Consider the following 19575-nt stretch of genomic DNA (forward strand, 5'->3'; position numbering starts at 1 on the left):
GTCAAATGACTAGACATTCAAAAAATAGGCTCTAGGCTGGCAAAAAATGAGTGATTTGCCTGCATCTCATTCCCCGCTCCGGGACGGAATGCTGAAAGGGCAATGAGGGAGCTTTTATGAGCCTGGCGAAAGACACGAACCGTGACGGTATCATACGCGCTGTCAAATCCGCATTGACGAAAAGCGGAGAACGGCCACTGGCGGACTTTGCCGGACTTCTGTTTGATAATGGAGCCTCGGAAGATTTGGCGGGATTTTCCACCGGCGAGCTTGCCGGGATTGTCCGCGATGCCCATGGCGCCTTGGCGAAGCGCAAAGCCGATACGGCGAATGTCTCGCTGCATGCGTCAAACGCCCGTCCTGGCGGGCTGGCGGTCCAGATTGTCAACAACAATATGCCGTTTCTGTTCGACAGCGTGATGTCGGAACTGCAGAAAACCGGCGTTGACATTGCCCTGGTGCTGCATCCGGTGCTGTCGGTCACCCGCGATAAAAACGGAACTCTTGAGAGCCTCAAAGCCCAACACAAGAAGACCCAGCAATCCCGCGCCAACCGGGAAAGCATAATCCATATAGAAATTGACGATTTGGCCGGGTCAGACGCAGTCGATGAGTTGGAGAAAAACCTTCATCTGGTGCTGAAGGATGTCCGCATGGCGGTGCAGGACTGGAAGGCGATGCTGCTGCGCCTTGAAGAAACCATTCTGAATTACAAGACCAACCCGCCACCACTTCCGGAAAATGAAATCGATGAGGCCGTCGCTTTCCTGGAATGGCTGGTCAATCAGAACTTTACCTTTCTTGGCATGCGGGATTATGCCTTTTCCGGCGGCCCCAAGCGGGGCACGCTGAAGCGTGTCAAAAGCGGTGGCCTGGGTATATTGCGCGATCCTGAGGTGCGGGTGTTGCGCCGTGGCCGGGAACTGGTGACGATGACGCCGGAAATCCGCGAGTTCTTCATGACGCCGGAACCGCTGATTATCACCAAGGCAAACGTCAAATCGCGGGTACACCGCCCGGCCTATATGGACTATGTCGGCATCAAGACGTTTGATGAGAAAGGCAAGTTGTCCGGTGAATTGCGCATTGTCGGACTGTTCACCTCGACCGCCTATACCCGATCGGTCAAACAGATCCCGATGCTGCGCCAGAAAGTCGAAATGCTGCTGGAGCATTCGGAATTCGACAAGGACAGCCACGCCGGCAAGGCGCTGCTGAATGTGGCGGAAAGCTATCCACGCGACGAATTATTCCAGATCGATCTGAAAACCCTGTCTGAATTTGCCGACAAGATCAGACAGTTGGATGAAAGGCCGCGCTTGCGCGTCTTGTCGCGGCTGGACAAATTTGACCGGTTTGTCTCGGTGCTGGTCTATGTGCCACGCGATCGCTACAACTCGACAGTTCGCACCCGTATCGGCGAATATCTGAAACAGGTCTATAAGGGCCGCCTGTCGGCCTTTTATCCCGCCTTTCCCGAAGGCAATATGGCCCGCGTCCATTTCATCATCGGGCGCTCGGAAGGCGAGACACCAAAACCGGCCCAGAGCGAGTTGGAAGCCGAAGTCGGCAAGATTGCCCGCACCTGGGATGATGATCTGAGAGCCGCGCTCGGCAACTCCACCGCCGGACTTTACGAAGGTGCGTTTCCGGCGGCCTATCAGTACGCATTTTCCGGTGCCCACGCGGTGGAGGATATTGCGCGGCTGGATGCTATGGGAGAAGTGGAAAACATCTCGATATCCTTCAGCCGGGATGCCGGGATGGCGGAAGACCGCGTCAGCCTGAAAGTCTATTCCGCCGGACAGGCATTGCCATTGTCAAACCGGGTGCCGTTGCTGGAGAATATGGGTTTTGCTGCGCTTAACGAGCGGACCTACCAGATTACCCCGGACGAGCGTCCGATTGTGTTTCTCTATGACATGACGCTGCTGGCCAATTCCGGTGCTTTCAGTCTGGAAGCGCTGGGCGGCAAACTGACGGAGTGTTTCCTTGCCATCTGGCAGGACCGTGCCGAAAATGACGGTTATAATGCCCTCATCCTGAATGGCGGAATTGCCTGGCGGGACATTGCCCTGCTGCGCACCATCTCGCGCTATCTGCGCCAGACCGGGATTCCGTTTTCTCAGGACTATATGTGGTCGACCCTCAACCGCTACAGTGCCATAGCCGCAGAACTGGTTGCCCTGTTTCACGCCCGGTTCGATCCGGCAAATGCCGATCCGGCGGTTGAAGAGAACTTGTTCGAGCAGTTTCTTGCTGCCCTTGATGATGTGGTCAGCCTCGATGATGACAGGATTTTACGGCGGTTCGCAAATGTCATCAAAAGCAGTGTCCGAACCAATTTCTACCAACAGAATGCGGATGGCAGCCCGGAACGGGTGATCTCGCTGAAAATCGATTCGCGTAAAGTCGAAGATTTGCCGCGACCGCGGCCGTTCCGCGAAATCTTTGTCTACAGTCCTCAGGTGGAAGGCGTGCATCTGCGCTTTGGCAAAGTCGCGCGCGGCGGGCTGCGCTGGTCGGACCGGCCGCAGGATTTCCGCACCGAAGTGCTCGGGCTGGTGAAAGCCCAGCAGGTCAAGAATGCCGTGATTGTTCCAGTTGGCTCCAAAGGCGGGTTCTACCCCAAGCAATTGCCTGATCCACAGGCCGGACGCGAAGCCTGGTTCGAGGCTGGTCGCAACGCTTACAAGACTTTTATCAGCAGCCTGCTGGCGATCACCGACAATCTGGACGGGGACAAGGTGGTGCCGCCGGATCAGGTGCTGCGCCATGAGCCCGATGATCCCTATCTGGTGGTCGCCGCCGACAAGGGCACAGCCACTTTTTCCGATACCGCCAATGCCATTTCAGAAGCCCATGATTTCTGGCTGGGCGATGCGTTCGCCTCGGGCGGATCAGCCGGCTATGACCATAAGAAAATGGGCATTACCGCCCGTGGCGGCTGGGAGGCGGTGAAACGTCATTTTCGCGAGTTGAACCGCGATATCCAGACCGAGCCCTTCACGGTTTGCGGTGTCGGTGACATGTCGGGCGACGTGTTCGGCAATGGCATGCTGCTGTCGAAGGCGACAAAACTGCTGGCTGCGTTTGACCACCGCGATATTTTCATTGATCCAGATCCTGATACCGGGACGAGCTGGGAAGAACGCAAGCGGCTGTATGAGATGGGCCGGTCGTCCTGGCAGGACTACAATAACAAGCTGATCTCCAAAGGCGGCGGTGTATTTCCGCGCAGTGCGAAATCCATTGCCCTGTCAGCTGAAATGAAAGCTCTGCTCGACATTCCGGCAGACAAGGCTACGCCGAACGAAATCATGATTGCCATCTTGAAGCTGGACACAGATCTGTTGTGGTTTGGCGGCATCGGCACCTATATCCGCGCCAGTACAGAGACGGATGCGGATGTTGGTGACAAGGCCAATGACGCGATTCGTGTTTCTGCGCCCCAGGTGCGGGCCAAAGCCATCGGCGAGGGCGCAAATCTGGGCGTCACGCAACGCGCACGCATTGAATATGACAAGCTTGGCGGCCGCGTGAACACGGATGCGATTGACAATTCAGCAGGCGTCAATTCATCCGATATGGAGGTCAATATCAAGATCGCGCTGGGAGCGGCGATCCGCAGCGGCAGGCTTGATCTGAAGAAACGCAACCGCCTGTTGGCCTCGATGACAGATGAAGTTGCAGACCTGGTGCTGCGCAACAATTATCTGCAGACCCTGTCTTTGTCGCTGACCGAATGCGAGGGCATGGAAGATTTTGGCTTTCAGGCCCGGTTGATGCATCAGCTGGAGGGAAGGGGCCTGCTCGACCGGGCGGTGGAATTGCTGCCGGACGATGCCGCCATGAATGAGCGCCAGTCAAGCTATGAATCGCTGACACGTCCGGAAATTGCGGTGTTGCTGGCCTATGCAAAAATTGTCCTGTTTGACGATTTGCTGGCTTCCGATGTGCCGGATGATCCTTATCTGGCGAAGGAACTATTGCGCTATTTCCCGCAGAAAATGAGCAAATCCTATGTCGATGAAATCTCGGGCCACAGGCTGCGGCGCGAAATCATCGCCACCATGCTGGCAAATTCGCTGATCAACCGCGGTGGTGCCACCGTTCTCACACGGGTGAGCGATCAGACCGGAGCGACACCGGCTGAAATCACCCACGCCTTTGCGATTGTGCGTGACAGTTTCCAACTGACCGATCTGAATGAGGACATTGATGCGCTGGACACGCTGATTGACGGAAAATTGCAGCTTGAGCTGTATGCCAATATCCGTGCGCTGTTGATCGGTCAGATTATCTGGTTTCTGAAAAATGCCGATCTCAGCTCTGGCATTTCCAGTGTTGTGGAGCTCTTTGGCAATGGTATCGGCACCTTGCGTGGCGAGCTGACGCCATATCTGCCGGATTATCTGAAGGAGCAGGTTGCCGAAACCAGGGCGCGCTATCGCGAAGGCGGAGTTCCCGAACATCTCGCCGGACGCCTTGCCGCCTTGCCGCTGGAAGCCATGTTGCCCGATATTGTGCTGGTCGCTGAAAAGAGCGGACGCTCGCTGCAACATGTCGCCCAGGCATATCTTGACGTTGCCGGGATATTCAAACTCGGCCGTCTGGACGCACTGGCGCAGACTATTCCGATCACGGAATATTTTGACGGTTTGGCTGTGCAGCGTGCCAGGCAGGTTTTGGGCGAAGCTCACCGCGCAATCACAACAGACGTGCTGAAGGCCGTACCGGATGGAAAAGCCGATGCGTCGCTGTGGATGGCGGGGCATGAATCCAACATCAAGCGCACAATACAGGCGGTGGAAGAGGTGGTGGACAACGGCACGCTGACCGTTTCCAAATTAGCTGTCGCTGCCGGCCTGCTGTCCGATCTGGCGCAAAGCTGATCGCGGCCGCCATGGTGCCATCTCAGCAGCGGAACGAGCCGGGGATGGTGCGATGATGGTTTCAAGACGAGGCATCTTCGGCTGGTTGATGTTCGACTGGGCGACACAGCCGGTATTCACTCTGATCACCACCTTTATCTTTGCGCCGTATTTTGCCGGCCGGTTTATCGGCGACGGGGTCGCGGGCCAGGCCTATTGGGGCTACGCAACAGCAGTGGCGGGCGTGTTGATTGCCGTGCTGTCGCCAATTCTCGGCTCAATTGCCGATGTCACAGGTCGTCGCAAACCCTGGATCGCCGCATTCTCGGTTCTGCTGGTATCAGGGGCGTTTTTGTTGTGGTTTTCCGCCCCTTTGTCAAACGCTGCCGACGGCGTTGTGACCGTGCAGACCGGTGCCATCCTGCTGGTTCTCGTAAGCTATATTCTGGTTACCATCGGCGCTGAATTTGCCACCGTGTTCACCAATGCAATGATGCCGGATCTGGTGCCGCCGGAGCGTCTTGGCCGATTGTCAGGCACCGGCTGGGCGATTGGCTATGCTGGGGGGCTTGCATCGCTTGTCATCATGCTCGGCTTTCTGGTGGCCGCGCCCGAAAGCGGCCGAACCCTGCTCGGCATGGTGCCGCTGTTTGGTCTTGATCCCGGTCTGGCCGAAGGCACCCGCGCCAGCGGGCCGCTGACTGCAGTGTGGTATGTGGTTTTTGTCCTGCCGCTGTTTCTGTTTACGCCGGACACGGCGCGGCGACACGGCATCAGTCTGTTGTCTGCGGCACGGCAGGGCATCGGTGATTTGCTCACGCGCATCAAACAGGCGCGTCAGGATGCTAGGCTGTTTCTCTATCTGCTGGCGCATATGCTCTATGTCGATGGTCTGATTGCGTTGTTTGCATTTGGCGGAATTTACGCCCAAAGCGTGTTTGGCTGGGACACGACGAAGCTTGGCCTGTTCGGGATTTTTCTTACCATTACCGGCGTTGCCGGGGCGCTGATTGGTGGGCGGCTAAACGACCGGCTGGGCTCGATCGCCGTCATCAGAGGCAGTATCATAATCCTGATCCTGTCATCCCTCGCAATCCTGTCTGTTGAAAAGTCCGCCATTCTGTTCGTTGTGCCGGTGTCCGGCAGTATTGCCGAGTTGAGCTATTATCTGATTGGCGGCGTGATTGGCGCGGCCGCGGGTCCGCTGCAATCCGCCAGCCGCACCTATCTGGCGGAAATCACCGAACCGACAGAGCGCACCAGCGCTTTTGGACTATACGCCATGGTTGGCAAGGTAACGAGTTTTGCCGGACCGCTGGCGGTCGGTCTGCTGACGGCATTTTCACAATCCCAGCGCATCGGCATCAGCGCCCTGATCGGGTTTCTGATTGCCGGTTTTGTGGTCCTCGGCTTTGCCGCTAGTGCCGGAAGTGCCGTACGCCGGTAAACACCATCGCCAGTCCGGCTGCATTTGCCGCATCAATCACTTCCTGATCGCGCATCGATCCGCCGGGCTGAATGATCGCGGTTGCCCCGGCCTCGGCGGCCGCCAGCAATCCGTCGGCAAACGGGAAAAACGCATCAGATGCGACCACCGAGCCCTGTGTCAGGGCCATTGGCGCGCCAAGGGCCTTCGCCGCGTCTTCCGATTTGCGCGCGGCAATGCGGGTTGAATCCACCCGGCTCATCTGTCCCGCGCCGATACCCACCGTGGCTCCGTCTCTGGCATAGACAATGGCATTCGATTTGACGTGTTTTGCAATGGTGAAGGCAAAGCGCAGGTCGGCAAGTTCTTCAGGCGTCGGCGCGCGTTTTGTCACCACTTTCAAATCCAGATCTGCGGCACAGATATTATCGCGGCTTTGAACCAGCAATCCGCCGGCCACCGATCTGATCATCTGTCCACTGGCGCGCGGGTCCGGCAGGCCACCTGCGGATAACACACGAATGTTGGGTTTTCTCGCCAGAACAGCTTTGGCGGCCTCATCAATCTGCGGTGCGATGATGACTTCGGTGAAGGTTTTCAAAATCTGTTCGGCGATGTCCGCAGTCAGTGTCTGATTGAGGGCGACAATGCCGCCAAAGGCCGATACCGGATCGCAGGCCAGCGCTTTGCGGTAGGCTTCACTCAATGTGCCGGCAGTGGCAACGCCGCATGGATTTGCATGTTTGATAATGGCAATGGCCGATATGTCAGCCGGGTTGAATTCGCTGACAAGCTCAAAGGCCGCATCGGTGTCATTGATGTTGTTATAGGACAATTCCTTGCCCTGCAGGGTGATGGCAGTGGCAACGCCGTTGCGCGGTTCATCGCTGCGATAGAAAGCCGCCTTTTGGTGCGGGTTCTCCCCATAGCGCAACTGCAGATGCCGCGTTCCGCCAAAGGCCCGCTCGTTGCCCAGTTGATCGTCCAGCTGGCCAGCAAACCAGGTGCTGATGGCGGCGTCATAACGGGCAGTACGTGCATAGGCGCGTGCCGCCAGCTTCTTGCGCGCCTGCAGCGTCAGGCCACCCTGTTCGGCAATGGCATGTCCGACCATTTCATAGTCGGCCGTATCGGTAACGATGCAGACATAGCCATGATTCTTCGCGGCAGCGCGGATCATTGCCGGGCCGCCAATATCGATGTTCTCTACCGAATTCGCGTAATCGGCTCCGGACGCGACGGTTTTTTCGAATGGATACAGATTCACCACAACCAGATCGATCGGCGAAATGCCGTGCTGTGCCATGGCCTTTTGGTGATCGGGATCATCGCGAAGTGCCAGCAGTGCGCCATGCACGGAAGGATGAAGGGTCTTCACCCGCCCATCCATGATTTCCGGAAAGCCCGTCACCGATGAAATATCGCGCACTGCAATGCCGGCATCCGAGATGGCTTTGTAGGTGCCCCCGGTTGAGATCAGCTCAACCCCCTGATCATGCAGCGCCCGGGCGAAGGGGATGAGATCGGTTTTATCGGAGACAGACAGCAGTGCGGTTTTGACCGCAACGATATCCGGAAATGTGATCGCTTTGGCGATGGGCGCAGACATGGAAAGGCTCGCAATGATGGGTGATGGAAAGTGCGCCCTGCTTACGGCAGCTAAGCGTCTTTGCCAACCACTTCATCATCGGATTCAGCGTCATCATCCGGTTCTGGCTCATCAACAAAATGCGGCTCTGCGGCGTAATTCTCTTCTTCCAGCCGCATGGCCTCTTCCAGATCCACTTCCGACAGCGGCCGCGAGCGGGCACTGCCGGACTGCACAAATGACCATGTCACTGAATTCATTTTGCCGGCATTGCCGTAAATTACGATCTGTTCGCTGCGCCGATGGCCGAATGTCTCGGACATGTAGATGCTTTCTTCCAGCGCGATGTCGACGCCGGGTGTGGCTTCAAATTCCCAGGCATCGCCATTCGGCAAGGACAAAAACACGCTTTCGCCACTGGACGTCATGTTGGCGGAAACACCTGGATGAATGTGAAACCGGATGGCGAACTCATCATAGCCTTCGATAGGGCGGCCCGACAGCGTATCGACGCCGAACAGGCTCTTGCCATCCTGTTCCAGAATAAGCGTGCGCTCATGAACCAGTCCGAAAAGGGCAGCGTAACCATCATGGCTCATGACAAGTTCATGGCCGCGCTCGTTTTCATAAATAGTCGAGCGAACGTCTTCCGGCCCTGAAATGACCACCGGGCCCAGCCATTTTTCTGCACTGGAATCTGTCAGGAAGCGGGCCGAGGATGTGTCGTTCAGGCCCAGCGTGCTGTGGGCGGCGGTCGAGCGGGTCATCTGATGCCAATCAGCAAGATGTGCCGAGGGCGCACCGCAATTGGTTATGATTCGCTGTCGGCCGCTGGAAAATTCAAACGATAATGTGCCGGCATGGGCCTTTTCGCTGAGGCGCATCGGCGGTGTTCCACCGGTATCGGCAATAAGAATTGTGCTGCCGGCTTCCATGCGGCTGTAGCCAGTATGTTTGGCCTGCAGAACCGGTTTGCCGCGCGCATCATCATAGGCCAGCAACGTGGCGATGAGATCGGATTTGGTGCCGCCCATACCGTTGAAATGCGCAAATGCACCGTCGCCGTGGCGGAAAAAGCGCAGCATCGGCATCATCCGGTCAATCGCGGTCATGATTGCCTTGGTCGGCTCCAGGCCGCGGGCGGTAAAGGCCTGACGCAAGGGCAGCAGGTCGGTGAGGATATCGATAATCACGGCAGGCGAGCGGCTGATATGGCCGCCATCGGGCAGTATCTGCGCGTTCAGCTCTTCATCCAGACGTCTGGCGCTGGTGCGCGAATAGCGTTTCTGACCGGACATCGACAAGGTTGCAGCCGCCAGCGCGATGGATGCTTTCAGGCGCGGCATACCGGGCGGCAATTCGTTGACGATGCGGCGCAAATAGCGCACTTGGCGGTTGAGAGATTTCAGGAAAGTGGAGTAAAATTCGTGATCACTGCCCTGCAGGATCAGCGGTGACTGGGCCAGCCAGGCCAGAATGCGTGTCGATGTGACATCATGTTCCCAGGCCAGATCGTCCCATCGGCCATGAATTTCAATCCAGTCTTCAACCAGTTCCCGAGCAACCTGCCGGGCCGCCGGATTATCTGTCGCCTTGAGGTGGCGCAACCAGGAGAAGCCGTTGATTTCTCGGCCCCAAGCCAGGGTCGGCGGAATAACTTCGAACGGTGAATAATTGGGGGCATCAACCACTTCGCCGGCAAAAACGAATGTGCCGTCAATCAGTTCCGAGGCGATTGTCGGATCAGCGGTGCGCACATCAGGTGGTGCAATCAGCAGCCGCTCGGGCGCAGGTCCGCCGTAGCGCCAGCGATACAGCGAACTTGAATGGAAACTGCGTTTGTAGGATTGTACGGCCGCGCGCAACACCACACCGGACAAGCGGAACCGTCCGGCGAAGACGCCGGGTACTCTGACTTCAACCATTCTGCGCGCGTCTGCCAACCGCGAAATCCTTTGGTGTTAAAAAAATTGCATGCCGGATCGTTTACCGCCACCAGCAGATACAGCAGTTACGTTAAGGGTGCACTAACCGTGTTACAAAAAATCCGTCAAGGCCGGTTGGCATGTCTGGCGTGCTTCTGAAGACACCATTTGCAACGGTTAACGGGCTGCACAGAGCGGTTTCATCCGGCCCGATGGGATCAATCTGAAATCCCAACTCATTCTGCACAAAATCCAGATGGGATTCGCCCTCTTCTGCGAGCAGCGAACAGCTACAATACAGCAAAATTCCGCCGGGACGGAGTAATTTTGCCGCTTTGGCCAGCATTTTACGCTGCAGCTCGGCCAATTCGCCAATCTGTTTCCGGGTTTTCAACCAGGGGACATCCGGGTGCCGGCGGATGGTTCCGGTGGCTGAGCACGGTGCATCCAGCAAAATGCCGTCGAACACCGGCTGTTCATCCATGTCGAGCAGGTCAGCTGCGACGATTTCCACCTGCAGATTCAGCCGATGCATGTTTTCACGCAGCCTGACAAGACGTGGCTCTGAAATATCAAGCGCGGTTACCCTCGCACCCGCCGCAGCGAGTTGCGCAGTTTTGCCGCCGGGCGCGGCGCAGGCATCCAGCAGATTGGCGCGGGAGACCGCAGCGCGGCGCTGCAGCGCCTGCAACAGCAATTCAGCCGGCACCGATGCCGCAGCATCCTGAACCCACCATGCACCGGACTTGAAGCCTTCCAGCTCAAGCACTTTCGTGCCGGGCGCAAGACGCACAGTGTGATCGCCGATGAGTTGCCCATCCAGCCGCTTCGCCCAGCCTTCAGCATCCTCCCGGATGGTCAGGTCAAGTCCGGCCCGCTGCATGTTGGCCTGCATGATAGCGCCGGCCTTTTCCGCTCCGTACTGGTCGATCAGCATATCGCGCAGCCAGCCCGGCGCATTCAGCGTGGCATCGGGTTGAAATTCATCCCGCTCGCGCAGAATGCCGCGCAGAATACCATTGACCAGAGGCTTGAAATGCCGCGCTTTGGGATCAGATGCAGCGGCGTCGACGGCCAGCGACACGGCAGCATGATCGGCGACCTCCATGAACAGGATCTGGGCAACGCCGGTATAGATCACGCCGGGAAGATACGGCGCAGATGGCGGCATCCGTCCGGTCAGGCGATTGTTGACCAGTTGCTGAATTTCGCCGAAATGGCGCAGAGTGGTGGAGGCAATAGCCCGCGCCAGTGCCTTGTCTTGCGGTGCCAGACGCGCGTAGCCACTGTCCTTGCCATCGTCCAGCAGGGCATCAAGGGACTTGTGTCCGGTGATGATCTGTCCAAGCAGATGTGCGGCAACCTTGCGCGGCGCCAGGCCCGGCGAATTACGCTGCCCCGATTTGTTGTGGCCCGATTTATTGTGGCCCGGTTTGCTGTGATTCTGCTTGTTGGGGCCTGAACCATGCTGCTTTGTGGCGGTGCCACCTGGTTTGGAATTACTCACCCCCAGGGACCGGTATCTGGCGGCCTGCCGCTGCGCCGGGTCTGCGTTTGATCGGCTGTGTCATAAGTCGCGTTCCAGTCCTGGTCCATTGCCTGCAACGCTGCAATGCGGTTTTCAGTATCAGGGTGGGTGGAAAACAGATTATCCATCCGGGCACCTGACAACGGGTTGATGATAAACATGTGAGCGGAAGCCGGATTGCGCTCAGCGGTCACATTTTCAAAGCGGCTGACACCACGGGCCATCTTGCCCAAAGCAGAGGCCAGCCACATCGGATTATCGCAGATTTCCGCACCGCGCTTGTCAGCGGCATATTCGCGGGTCCGGCTGATCGCCATCTGTACCATCGCGGCAGCCAGAGGCGCAACAATGGCCGCGATAATGACGCCGAAAATGCCGATGCCGTTATTGTTGCGATTGCCGCCAAAGAAAAGCCCGAAATTGGCAATCATCGAAATCGCACCGGCAATCGTCGCAGTCATCGTCATGGTCAGCGTGTCACGATTCTGGATATGGGCAAGTTCGTGGGCCATCACGCCGGCCACTTCTTCAGGCTCCAGAGCCTCCAGAAGCCCGGTGGTTGCGGCGACAGCCGCATTTTCCGGATTGCGGCCCGTAGCGAAAGCGTTGGGTTGCGGATTCTTGATCAGATAGACAGCGGGCATTGGCAGATCAGCCGCTTCGGCCAGGCCCCGGACAATGGCAAAAAATTCCGGAGCGTTTTCCTCATGGGCTTCCACCGCATTGTGCATGCGCAGCACCATCTTGTCCGACTTCCAGTAGCTGAACAGGTTCATTGCCAGAGCAATGAAAAACGCAATTAATGCGCCTCCAGTGCCACCGATCAGATATCCGATCCCCATAAACAGAGCTGTCAGAACAGCCAGAAGCATGGCGGTTTTGGCGTAATTCATTATTGTCAGCCTTTGAAAGTCCTGATCCTGCGACCAAATTGGGCAAACAAATGTGACTTTGCAAGTGCCCCGTGCCGCCTTATATCAGCGCTATGGATAAAACAGCGGATGTATCAGCTCAAATCCCGGTGCGAGTGCCGGAAAATGCCACCCAAGCCACCGGTTCGGCACAGACGGACACTGGCGCAGGCCAAGCTCTGCCTGCAGAGGCGGTACGGGCCCTGGCCGAAGCGGCTGCCCGCCGGGACAAAGCCGCTGCTGCGGCAAAAAACCTGCCGCTCGAGAAGGGTGGCCGGGGCGGCCACGACCCGGCGCGTTACGGCGATTGGGAAATCAACGGCCGGGCGGTTGATTTTTAAAGCTCATCTGGCCCTACTTGTTGGCACGATTGGCGATAAGATCATCAACCACTGACGGATCTGCCAGAGTGGATGTGTCGCCGAGGGTCCCCGTCTCGTTTTCGGCAATCTTGCGCAGAATACGGCGCATGATTTTCCCTGACCGGGTTTTCGGCAGGCCCGGAGCCCATTGCAGAATATCCGGTTTTGCGATCGGTCCGATTTCCTTGCGCACCCAGTTCTGCAATTCGATGCGCAACTCATCGGATGGGACATCGCCCTCCATCAGCGTCACATAGCAATATATTCCCTGGCCCTTGATGTCATGCGGGTAGCCGACGACGGCCGCCTCTGACACTTTGGGATGGGCGACCAGCGCGGATTCCACCTCAGCAGTGCCCATACGGTGGCCGGAGACATTGAGCACATCATCGACCCGGCCGGTGATCCAGTAATAGCCGTCCTCGTCGCGGCGACAGCCATCGCCGGTGAAATAATAGCCCTTATAGGTCCCAAAATAGGTCGAGACAAACCGGTCGTGATCTTCCCAGACAGTGCGCATCTGACCGGGCCAGGAATCCTTGATGGCAAGCACGCCCTCGGCAGTGCCGGTCTGGAGTTGTCCCTGATCGTTGAGAATGACAGGCTCGATGCCAAAGAAGGGAAAGGTCGCCGAGCCGGGCTTGGTGGCCGTTGCACCCGGCAGCGGGGTAATCAGAATGCCGCCGGTTTCGGTTTGCCACCATGTATCGACAATCGGGCATTTTCCTTTTCCGACAATCTGATCATACCAGTTCCAGGCTTCCGGATTGATCGGCTCGCCAACCGAGCCCAGCAGTTTCAGGGACGACAGATCGCATTTTTCGACAAATTCATTGCCCTTGCCCATCAGGGCGCGAATAGCAGTGGGTGCGGTGTAAAACTGGTTTACCTTGTGTTTTTCGCAGACCTGCCAGAAACGCGACGCATCGGGATAGGTCGGCACGCCTTCAAACATCAGAGTTGTCGCGCCATTGGCGAGCGGGCCATAGACGATATAGGAATGGCCGGTGACCCAGCCGACATCGGCTGTGCACCAATAGACATCACCATCGTGATAATCGAACACATATTGGTGTGTCATGGCGGCGTAGACAATATAGCCGCCAGTGGTATGGACCACGCCTTTCGGTTTGCCGGTCGAGCCGGATGTATAGAGAATGAACAGCGGGTCTTCCGCATTCATCGGCTCTGGCTCGCAGGTGTCGGAAACACTTTTTTCCGCTTCATGCAGCCAGACGTCGCGGCCCTCCTGCATGGCAACATCGCCGCCGCTGCGTTTGACGACTAGCGCTTTCACATCTGACGACACTTTTTCCAGCGCCTTGTCGACATTGGATTTCAGCGCAGTGTTGCGACCGCCCCGGGGCGCTTCATCGGCAGTGATGACCAGTTTTGCCTGGCACCCGGTGATACGGTCGGCCAGCGCATCGGGCGAAAAGCCGGCAAAAACGATCGAATGAATCGCGCCGATGCGGGCGCAGGCCAGCATGGCATAGGCTGCTTCCGGGATCATCGGCATATAGATGATCACCCGGTCGCCTCTGTTAACGCCAAGATCTTTCAGCACATTGGCGAAGCGGCAGACATGGCCATGCAGTTGCCGGTAGGTGATATGGTCTGACGGTGCATCCGGGTCGTCCTGTTCCCAGATAATCGCAGTCTGGTCGCCGCGCGTCGCCAGATGGCGGTCGACGCAATTTGCAGAAACGTTGAGCTGCCCATCTTCATACCACTTGATGGAGACATCCTCATAGGCAAAGGAGGTGTTTTTCACTTTGGTGAACGGCTTGATCCAGTCGATCCGCTTGCCATGTTCAGCCCAGAATGTCTCGGGATCATCGACCGATGCCTGATACATTTTCTGATAGCTCTGTTTGTCGATATGGGCTGATTCGGCCCAGCTTTCGGGTACCGGATGAAGTATGATTTCGCTCATGGAATGTCCTCCCAGACGGAAAATATGAAATGCAGTCTGTGCCGCCATTATGCAAAGCTGTGCGACATAATCCAGTCATGCGGCCTGAAACTTTGGTAGCGCAACTTTCGTCCAGTGTCTTGCAGGCGAGCGGATCACAGGCCGCCCATCTTGCAGACCAGCGCCCATTCATCGGGCCGGACCGGCTGCACGGACAGCCGCATGGATTTGACCAGCGCCATTTCGGCAAGCGCCGGCGTTGCCTTGACATCGGCCAGCGTTACCGGCTTTGGCAGATCTTTTACGGCTTTGATGTCGACGCATTCCCAGCGCGGGTCGTCGGTGGTGCTGTCGGGGTGAATTTCCTTGCAGACTTCGACAATTCCCACCACTTCCTTGCCCTCATTGGAATGATAGAAGAAGCCGAGATCGCCGATTTTCATATCGCGCATAAAATTGCGCGCCTGATAATTGCGGATGCCATCCCACTCTTCGCCCGCCTTTGCTTTTGCTTTCTGCATTTCCCAGGACCATTTGAATGGTTCGGATTTAAAGAGCCAGTAGGCCATAAATATCTCCAGAAATTCGCGTCAGGCGGCGGGTGAACCGATGGCCCATTTCCACGGGTGAATTTCGACCGTCTCAAACAGATCGACCATGGCATAGGGATCATTCGGCAGCAGGGCTTCCACATCGGCCCGGCTGTCTGCTTCCACAATCAGCATGGAGCCGATCATGGTTTCATTGTCATCGGCAAGCAGCGGCCCGGCGACAGGCACCGGGGATAATTTCAGCCACGCCACATGATCCGGACGGGTGTCGATACGCAGTTGAGTGTGTCCGGGTTTGTCTTTGGCGTAAACGATAAAATACATTATATGTCTCCCTCGCGCCTGGCGCGCGTTACAATTTTTCAGATTTCAGCGGCCGCTCCAGCAGGCGGTGAATCGCCGCGCCGATTCCAATCGTTCCCTCAAGGATTTCTGATACGGTCTGAAGGATTGGCAAATCAAGACCTTTCGTGCGTGCCGTGCGCGCTGCAATGCTCGCGGTAAAGGCGCCTTCGGCCAGCGGCACCCGCCCTTCCAGCGCATCGCCAATATCAAGCGTGCCTGCTCCCAGGCCAAACCCAAAAGAAAAATTGCGTGACTGGCTGCTGGAACAGGTCAACACCAGATCTCCAAATCCGGACAGTCCCATGAAGGTTTCGGCGAGGGCGCCGTGGGCCACGCCATAGCGCACCATTTCAGAAAAGCCGCGCGCCATCAGCGCGGCCCCGGCACTGGCTCCCAAAGCACGACCAGCTGCAATACCGCAGCACACCGCCGTGACGTTTTTCAGGGCACCGCCGATTTCAACCCCTGCCAAATCATCCCCGGCATAAGGCCGGAAGAACGGGCTTGCCAGCATCTGGCAGAGCGCTTCCGAGCGCGCCATCGTGTCTGCGGCAAGGCTGACAGCGGTCGGCTTTCCGGCAACAACATCGACGGCAAAGCTTGGTCCGGAGAGCGCCGCCACCACCTGATTGGGACGTATGTCGCGAATAATTCCCGCCGGCAGGAGGCCGCTCTGCCGCTCGATACCCTTGGCGCACAGAATCAGCGGCTTGTCCGCTGGCCAAAATTGCATCAATTCGGCAAACACGGCACGCAATTGCTGAGTGGGAACGACCATCAGCGCAGTATCGCAGTCGGCGAGCGGCTGCATTGTGGAGCTGGCCAGAAGCTGCTCCGGCAGCTTCATGCCGGGCAGATAGGCCGTGTTTTCGTGCTCCCGGTTGATGTGATCGACAATTGCCTTGTTGCGCGCCCACAACAGTGTTTCCGCCCCGGCATTGTGTGCCGCTACCGCAAGAGCCGTCCCCCAGGCACCGCCACCCACTATGCCGATCCGGTTCGCTTTGTTCATACCTTGGCTCCGGCTCTGCCATGGCCGATCATGGTCGGTGCCTTCATGTCGAGCGGCCATCTGGCGCGTGGTGCCAGCGAAAAATCATGGCTTTCGCCGGCACTGAAACGTTCCAGTCCCGCCCAGGCGATCATCGCACCATTGTCGCCGCACAGATTCAGGGGAGGTGTGACAATCCGGGTACCCAACCGGTCGGCCAGTTGCGTCAAATGCGTCCGCAGCACCATGTTGGCGGCAACGCCGCCGGCCACAACCAGCGGCAATGGCTGGCCCATCAGAACGGCTTGAAGATCGGCGCGCTGCATGGCCAGTTCCCAGGCCCGGATCAGGCGATCCTCGACGATGGCGGCCACGGTTTTCTGGAAACTTGCACACAGATCGGCCACATCCTGATCTGACAGGTGGCCACTCTTCAAAAGCTCGCCGGCTTGCTGGCGCACGGCTGTCTTGAGGCCGGAAAACGAGAAATTCGGCGGCATCTTTCCGCGCAATGGCATGGGAAAGCGAAACCGGTCTGCATCACCGCCAAGGGCGGCGCGTTCCACCGCAGGACCGCCGGGATAGCCCAAACCCAGCAATTTTGCGGTCTTGTCGAATGCTTCGCCGAGCGCATCATCAATAGTGCTGCCAAGCCGGTCATAACGACCCAATCCGCTGACCAGCAGAATCTGCGAATGGCCACCGGAGACGAGCAGCAGCAAATAGGGATAGGCCAACCCGTCGCTGAGGCGCGCCGTCAGGGCGTGGCCTTCCAGATGATTGATGCCGAGAAACGGCAGATCATGGGCCAGCGCCAGGGCCTTGGCCCCCATCAGACCGACAATCAGCCCGCCAATCAGACCCGGACCGGATGATACCGCAATCGCATCCAGCGCAGTAAACTCCAAGTCTGCCTGTTCTATAGCTGCCTGCTTCATCGCCGTCATGATGACGCTGTCAATCGCCATGACATGGGCGCGGGCGGCAATTTCCGGGACGACACCGCCAAAGGCTGCATGGTCCTTCTGACTGAGCACAATATTCGACAGAATGCGGCCGCTCGGTGTGCCGTCAGATGCGACATGACCGTCAATAACCGCGGCGGCAGTTTCGTCACAACTGGTTTCAATACCGAGAAGGCGCATGTTGAATTTCCAAAATTGCGCTTGGGACCTTTGTCACAATGGTCTATGCAACAACGCGAAAGCCGCCCGCGCATCTGCGCTACCACCTAGCATTGCCCCTATGACGCTGCAAACAAAAGCTGATACAAGCCTGACGCCGACCAGCACCGAACCCTTGCGGATCGGCACAAGGGGCAGTCCGCTCGCCTTGGCGCAGGCCCATGAATTGCGCGCCAGGCTGATGGTGGCGCATGATCTGAGTGAAGATTGCTTTGCCATTGACGTCATCAGCACCGCCGGAGACCGGATTCAGGACAGGGCGCTGAACGAGCTGGGCGGCAAGGGTCTTTTTACCGAGGAGATCGAAGATCGGCTTCTGTCCGGCGATCTGGATCTGGCAGTGCATTCCTCCAAGGATATGCCAACGGTTCTGCCCGACGGACTGGAACTGTCGACGATTCTGCTGCGGGAAGACCCGACAGATGCGTTTCTCAGCCACAAGGCCGATTCGCTGGAAAAACTGCCATTGGGAGCAGTGGTCGGCTCGGCAAGCCTGCGTCGCCAGGCGATGATCAAACACCTGCGGCCGGATTTGAAGCTGGTGAATTTGCGCGGCAACATCGAAACCCGGATCCGCAAACTGGCGGATGGTGAAGTTGATGCCACATTGCTGGCCGCTGCCGGGTTGAACCGGTTGGGTCTGGCACACCACATCACGACGCGGCTTGCAGTCGACACCTTTCTACCGGCCGCAGGGCAGGGCGCAGTATGTGTGGAGGTCTGCAGCAACGCTGCTGCCATCAAATCGTTCCTGGCTCCGATCCATCATCGTGAGACCGGTCTGTGCCTGCTTGCCGAACGCGCCTTTCTGCGCGAGTTGGATGGCTCCTGCCGCACTCCGATTGCCGCCTTTGCCATGATGGAGGACGATGTCATGGCCTTTCGGGGTATGGTTCTGTCGACCGATGGCCAGGAGAGCTATGAAGTTACGCGGACGCTGGCCGCCCCGGATGAAACCACGGCTGTTGATCTGGGCACCCAGGCCGGAAAATCGATCCGCGCCCAGGCTGGTGATGAATTTCTCAGCGCCATTGCCAACAGCCTGCTTGTGTTGGAAACACGCTAGCAGGTATTGCGAATATGACACGATCGAGGGCAGACATTTCCACCCACGAAACCGGCCTTGAGCAGGGCAGCGCGGACTCCCGGCCATATATCTGGGTGACAAGGCCGCAGCCTCAGGCTGACGTCCATGCAGCTGCGCTGGCAGAACATGGCCTCAGACCTCTGCTCAGCCCGGTCCTGTCGATCCGCAAGCTGCCTGTTCCCAAGACACCGCCATTGGTGCCGGAAGCGGTTACCGGCCTTATTTTTACCAGCCTCAATGGAGTTCTGCATTTTCCAGAACCCTGGATTGCGGCATTTGCCCGCCATCCGGTATTTGCCTCGGGAACCGCAACACTGGAGGCCGCCAAACGGGCCGGATTTACTGACGTGCATGGCTCGACAGGCGCAGGCAGCCGCGGAATGCTGGATTCGGTACGCACTACAATCCCGGCAGAGAAGAGCGCGCACGCTCCCGCACTTCTATATGTGGCAGGGGCAACCCGCACGCCTTTTCTAGAAGCCGCTCTGGCACCAAATTACGAGTTGACGCTTGTTGAGACCTATCAGGCCGAGCTCGCCGCGCAGCTTACGCCTTTGGCTATTGAGGCGTTTGCCGCCAATCAGGTCGCAGCCGTCACGCTGTTTTCCAGTCGGTCGGCTGGCCATGCCGCAAAATTGTTGCAAGACAGCTTTGGCACGCGCGCTGATGATGTGCTGGGATCTCTGTTGGCAGTCTGCATTTCGCCATCTGTGGCAACCAAAGCGCGACAATCCGGTTTCACCAGAATCGCCATTTCAAACATCGAAACGGCCGATTCAATGGCCAAAAAGTTAGTTGAACAACTTAAAATTGGTGCAATTCAGACCAATTTGTTATGAACTGTCCGATTCCGCGCAACACCTTCTTGTAACCCGCGATTCCAACTGC

General features: G+C 57.6%; 14 protein-coding genes. 5 read left to right on the top strand and 9 right to left on the bottom strand.

From position 1 onward, the window contains the following. Positions 1–116 precede the first annotated feature (116 nt). Entirely contained in the window at positions 117–4895 is a 4779-nt protein-coding gene (locus tag RAL88_RS13410) for an NAD-glutamate dehydrogenase (RefSeq protein WP_306264133.1), read from the top strand. 55 nt (positions 4896–4950) lie between these two features. Then, positions 4951–6321 carry an MFS transporter gene (locus RAL88_RS13415; RefSeq protein WP_306264135.1) on the top strand — a complete coding sequence of 457 codons (1371 nt, stop codon included), beginning with the start codon at positions 4951–4953 and terminating at the stop codon, positions 6319–6321. On the opposite strand, the gene purH is transcribed toward RAL88_RS13415, so the two are convergent. From purH to htpX, 4 genes are all read right to left on the bottom strand, one after another. Continuing rightward, positions 6293–7909: a bifunctional phosphoribosylaminoimidazolecarboxamide formyltransferase/IMP cyclohydrolase gene (gene purH / locus RAL88_RS13420; protein WP_306264137.1), complete on the bottom strand. Its 1617-nt coding sequence runs from the start codon at positions 7907–7909 to the stop codon at positions 6293–6295. The genes RAL88_RS13415 and purH overlap by 29 nt on opposite strands. Positions 7910–7959: 50 nt before the next feature. Beyond that, entirely contained in the window at positions 7960–9813 is a 1854-nt protein-coding gene (locus tag RAL88_RS13425; protein ID WP_306264138.1) for a heparinase II/III family protein, read from the bottom strand. 91 nt (positions 9814–9904) lie between these two features. Further along, positions 9905–11320, bottom strand: a complete 1416-nt coding sequence (locus RAL88_RS13430; protein WP_306264140.1) for an RsmB/NOP family class I SAM-dependent RNA methyltransferase — start codon at positions 11318–11320, stop codon at positions 9905–9907. After that, positions 11317–12234 carry a zinc metalloprotease HtpX gene (gene htpX, locus RAL88_RS13435; RefSeq protein WP_306264142.1) on the bottom strand — a complete coding sequence of 306 codons (918 nt, stop codon included), beginning with the start codon at positions 12232–12234 and terminating at the stop codon, positions 11317–11319. Before htpX ends, RAL88_RS13430 begins: the two co-directional genes overlap by 4 nt. A 92-nt stretch (positions 12235–12326) precedes the next feature. On the opposite strand from htpX, the gene RAL88_RS13440 reads away from it, so the two are divergent. After that, entirely contained in the window at positions 12327–12593 is a 267-nt protein-coding gene (locus RAL88_RS13440; RefSeq protein WP_306264143.1) for a DUF1674 domain-containing protein, read from the top strand. Positions 12594–12606: 13 nt separating this feature from the next. On the opposite strand, the gene acs is transcribed toward RAL88_RS13440, so the two are convergent. The 5 genes from acs to tsaD all read right to left on the bottom strand — a co-directional run bounded on the left by acs (position 12607) and on the right by tsaD (position 17561). Beyond that, positions 12607–14550, bottom strand: a complete 1944-nt coding sequence (acs, locus tag RAL88_RS13445) for an acetate--CoA ligase (RefSeq protein ID WP_306264145.1) — start codon at positions 14548–14550, stop codon at positions 12607–12609. Positions 14551–14684: 134 nt separating this feature from the next. Then, positions 14685–15098, bottom strand: coding sequence for an EVE domain-containing protein (locus RAL88_RS13450; protein WP_306264146.1), 414 nt, complete (start codon positions 15096–15098; stop codon positions 14685–14687). A 21-nt stretch (positions 15099–15119) separates the two neighbouring features. Further along, complete coding sequence (locus tag RAL88_RS13455; protein ID WP_306264148.1) at positions 15120–15404, bottom strand: YciI family protein; 285 nt, start codon at positions 15402–15404, stop codon at positions 15120–15122. Between the two features lie 28 nt (positions 15405–15432). Beyond that, the gene (locus RAL88_RS13460) at positions 15433–16437 is read right to left on the bottom strand and encodes an NAD(P)H-dependent glycerol-3-phosphate dehydrogenase (protein ID WP_306264150.1); all 1005 of its coding nucleotides are present in this window, start codon (positions 16435–16437) and stop codon (positions 15433–15435) included. Beyond that, entirely contained in the window at positions 16434–17561 is a 1128-nt protein-coding gene (gene tsaD / locus RAL88_RS13465) for a tRNA (adenosine(37)-N6)-threonylcarbamoyltransferase complex transferase subunit TsaD (protein WP_306264152.1), read from the bottom strand. Before tsaD ends, RAL88_RS13460 begins: the two co-directional genes overlap by 4 nt. Positions 17562–17661: 100 nt before the next feature. On the opposite strand from tsaD, the gene hemC reads away from it, so the two are divergent. Next, complete coding sequence (hemC, locus tag RAL88_RS13470; RefSeq protein ID WP_306264153.1) at positions 17662–18666, top strand: hydroxymethylbilane synthase; 1005 nt, start codon at positions 17662–17664, stop codon at positions 18664–18666. A gap of 14 nt (positions 18667–18680) precedes the next feature. After that, entirely contained in the window at positions 18681–19526 is an 846-nt protein-coding gene (locus RAL88_RS13475; RefSeq protein WP_306264154.1) for a uroporphyrinogen-III synthase, read from the top strand. Positions 19527–19575: the final 49 nt, after the last annotated feature.

Source organism: Pararhizobium sp. IMCC3301, assembly GCF_030758315.1.
Taxonomy (GTDB): Bacteria; Pseudomonadota; Alphaproteobacteria; order Rhizobiales.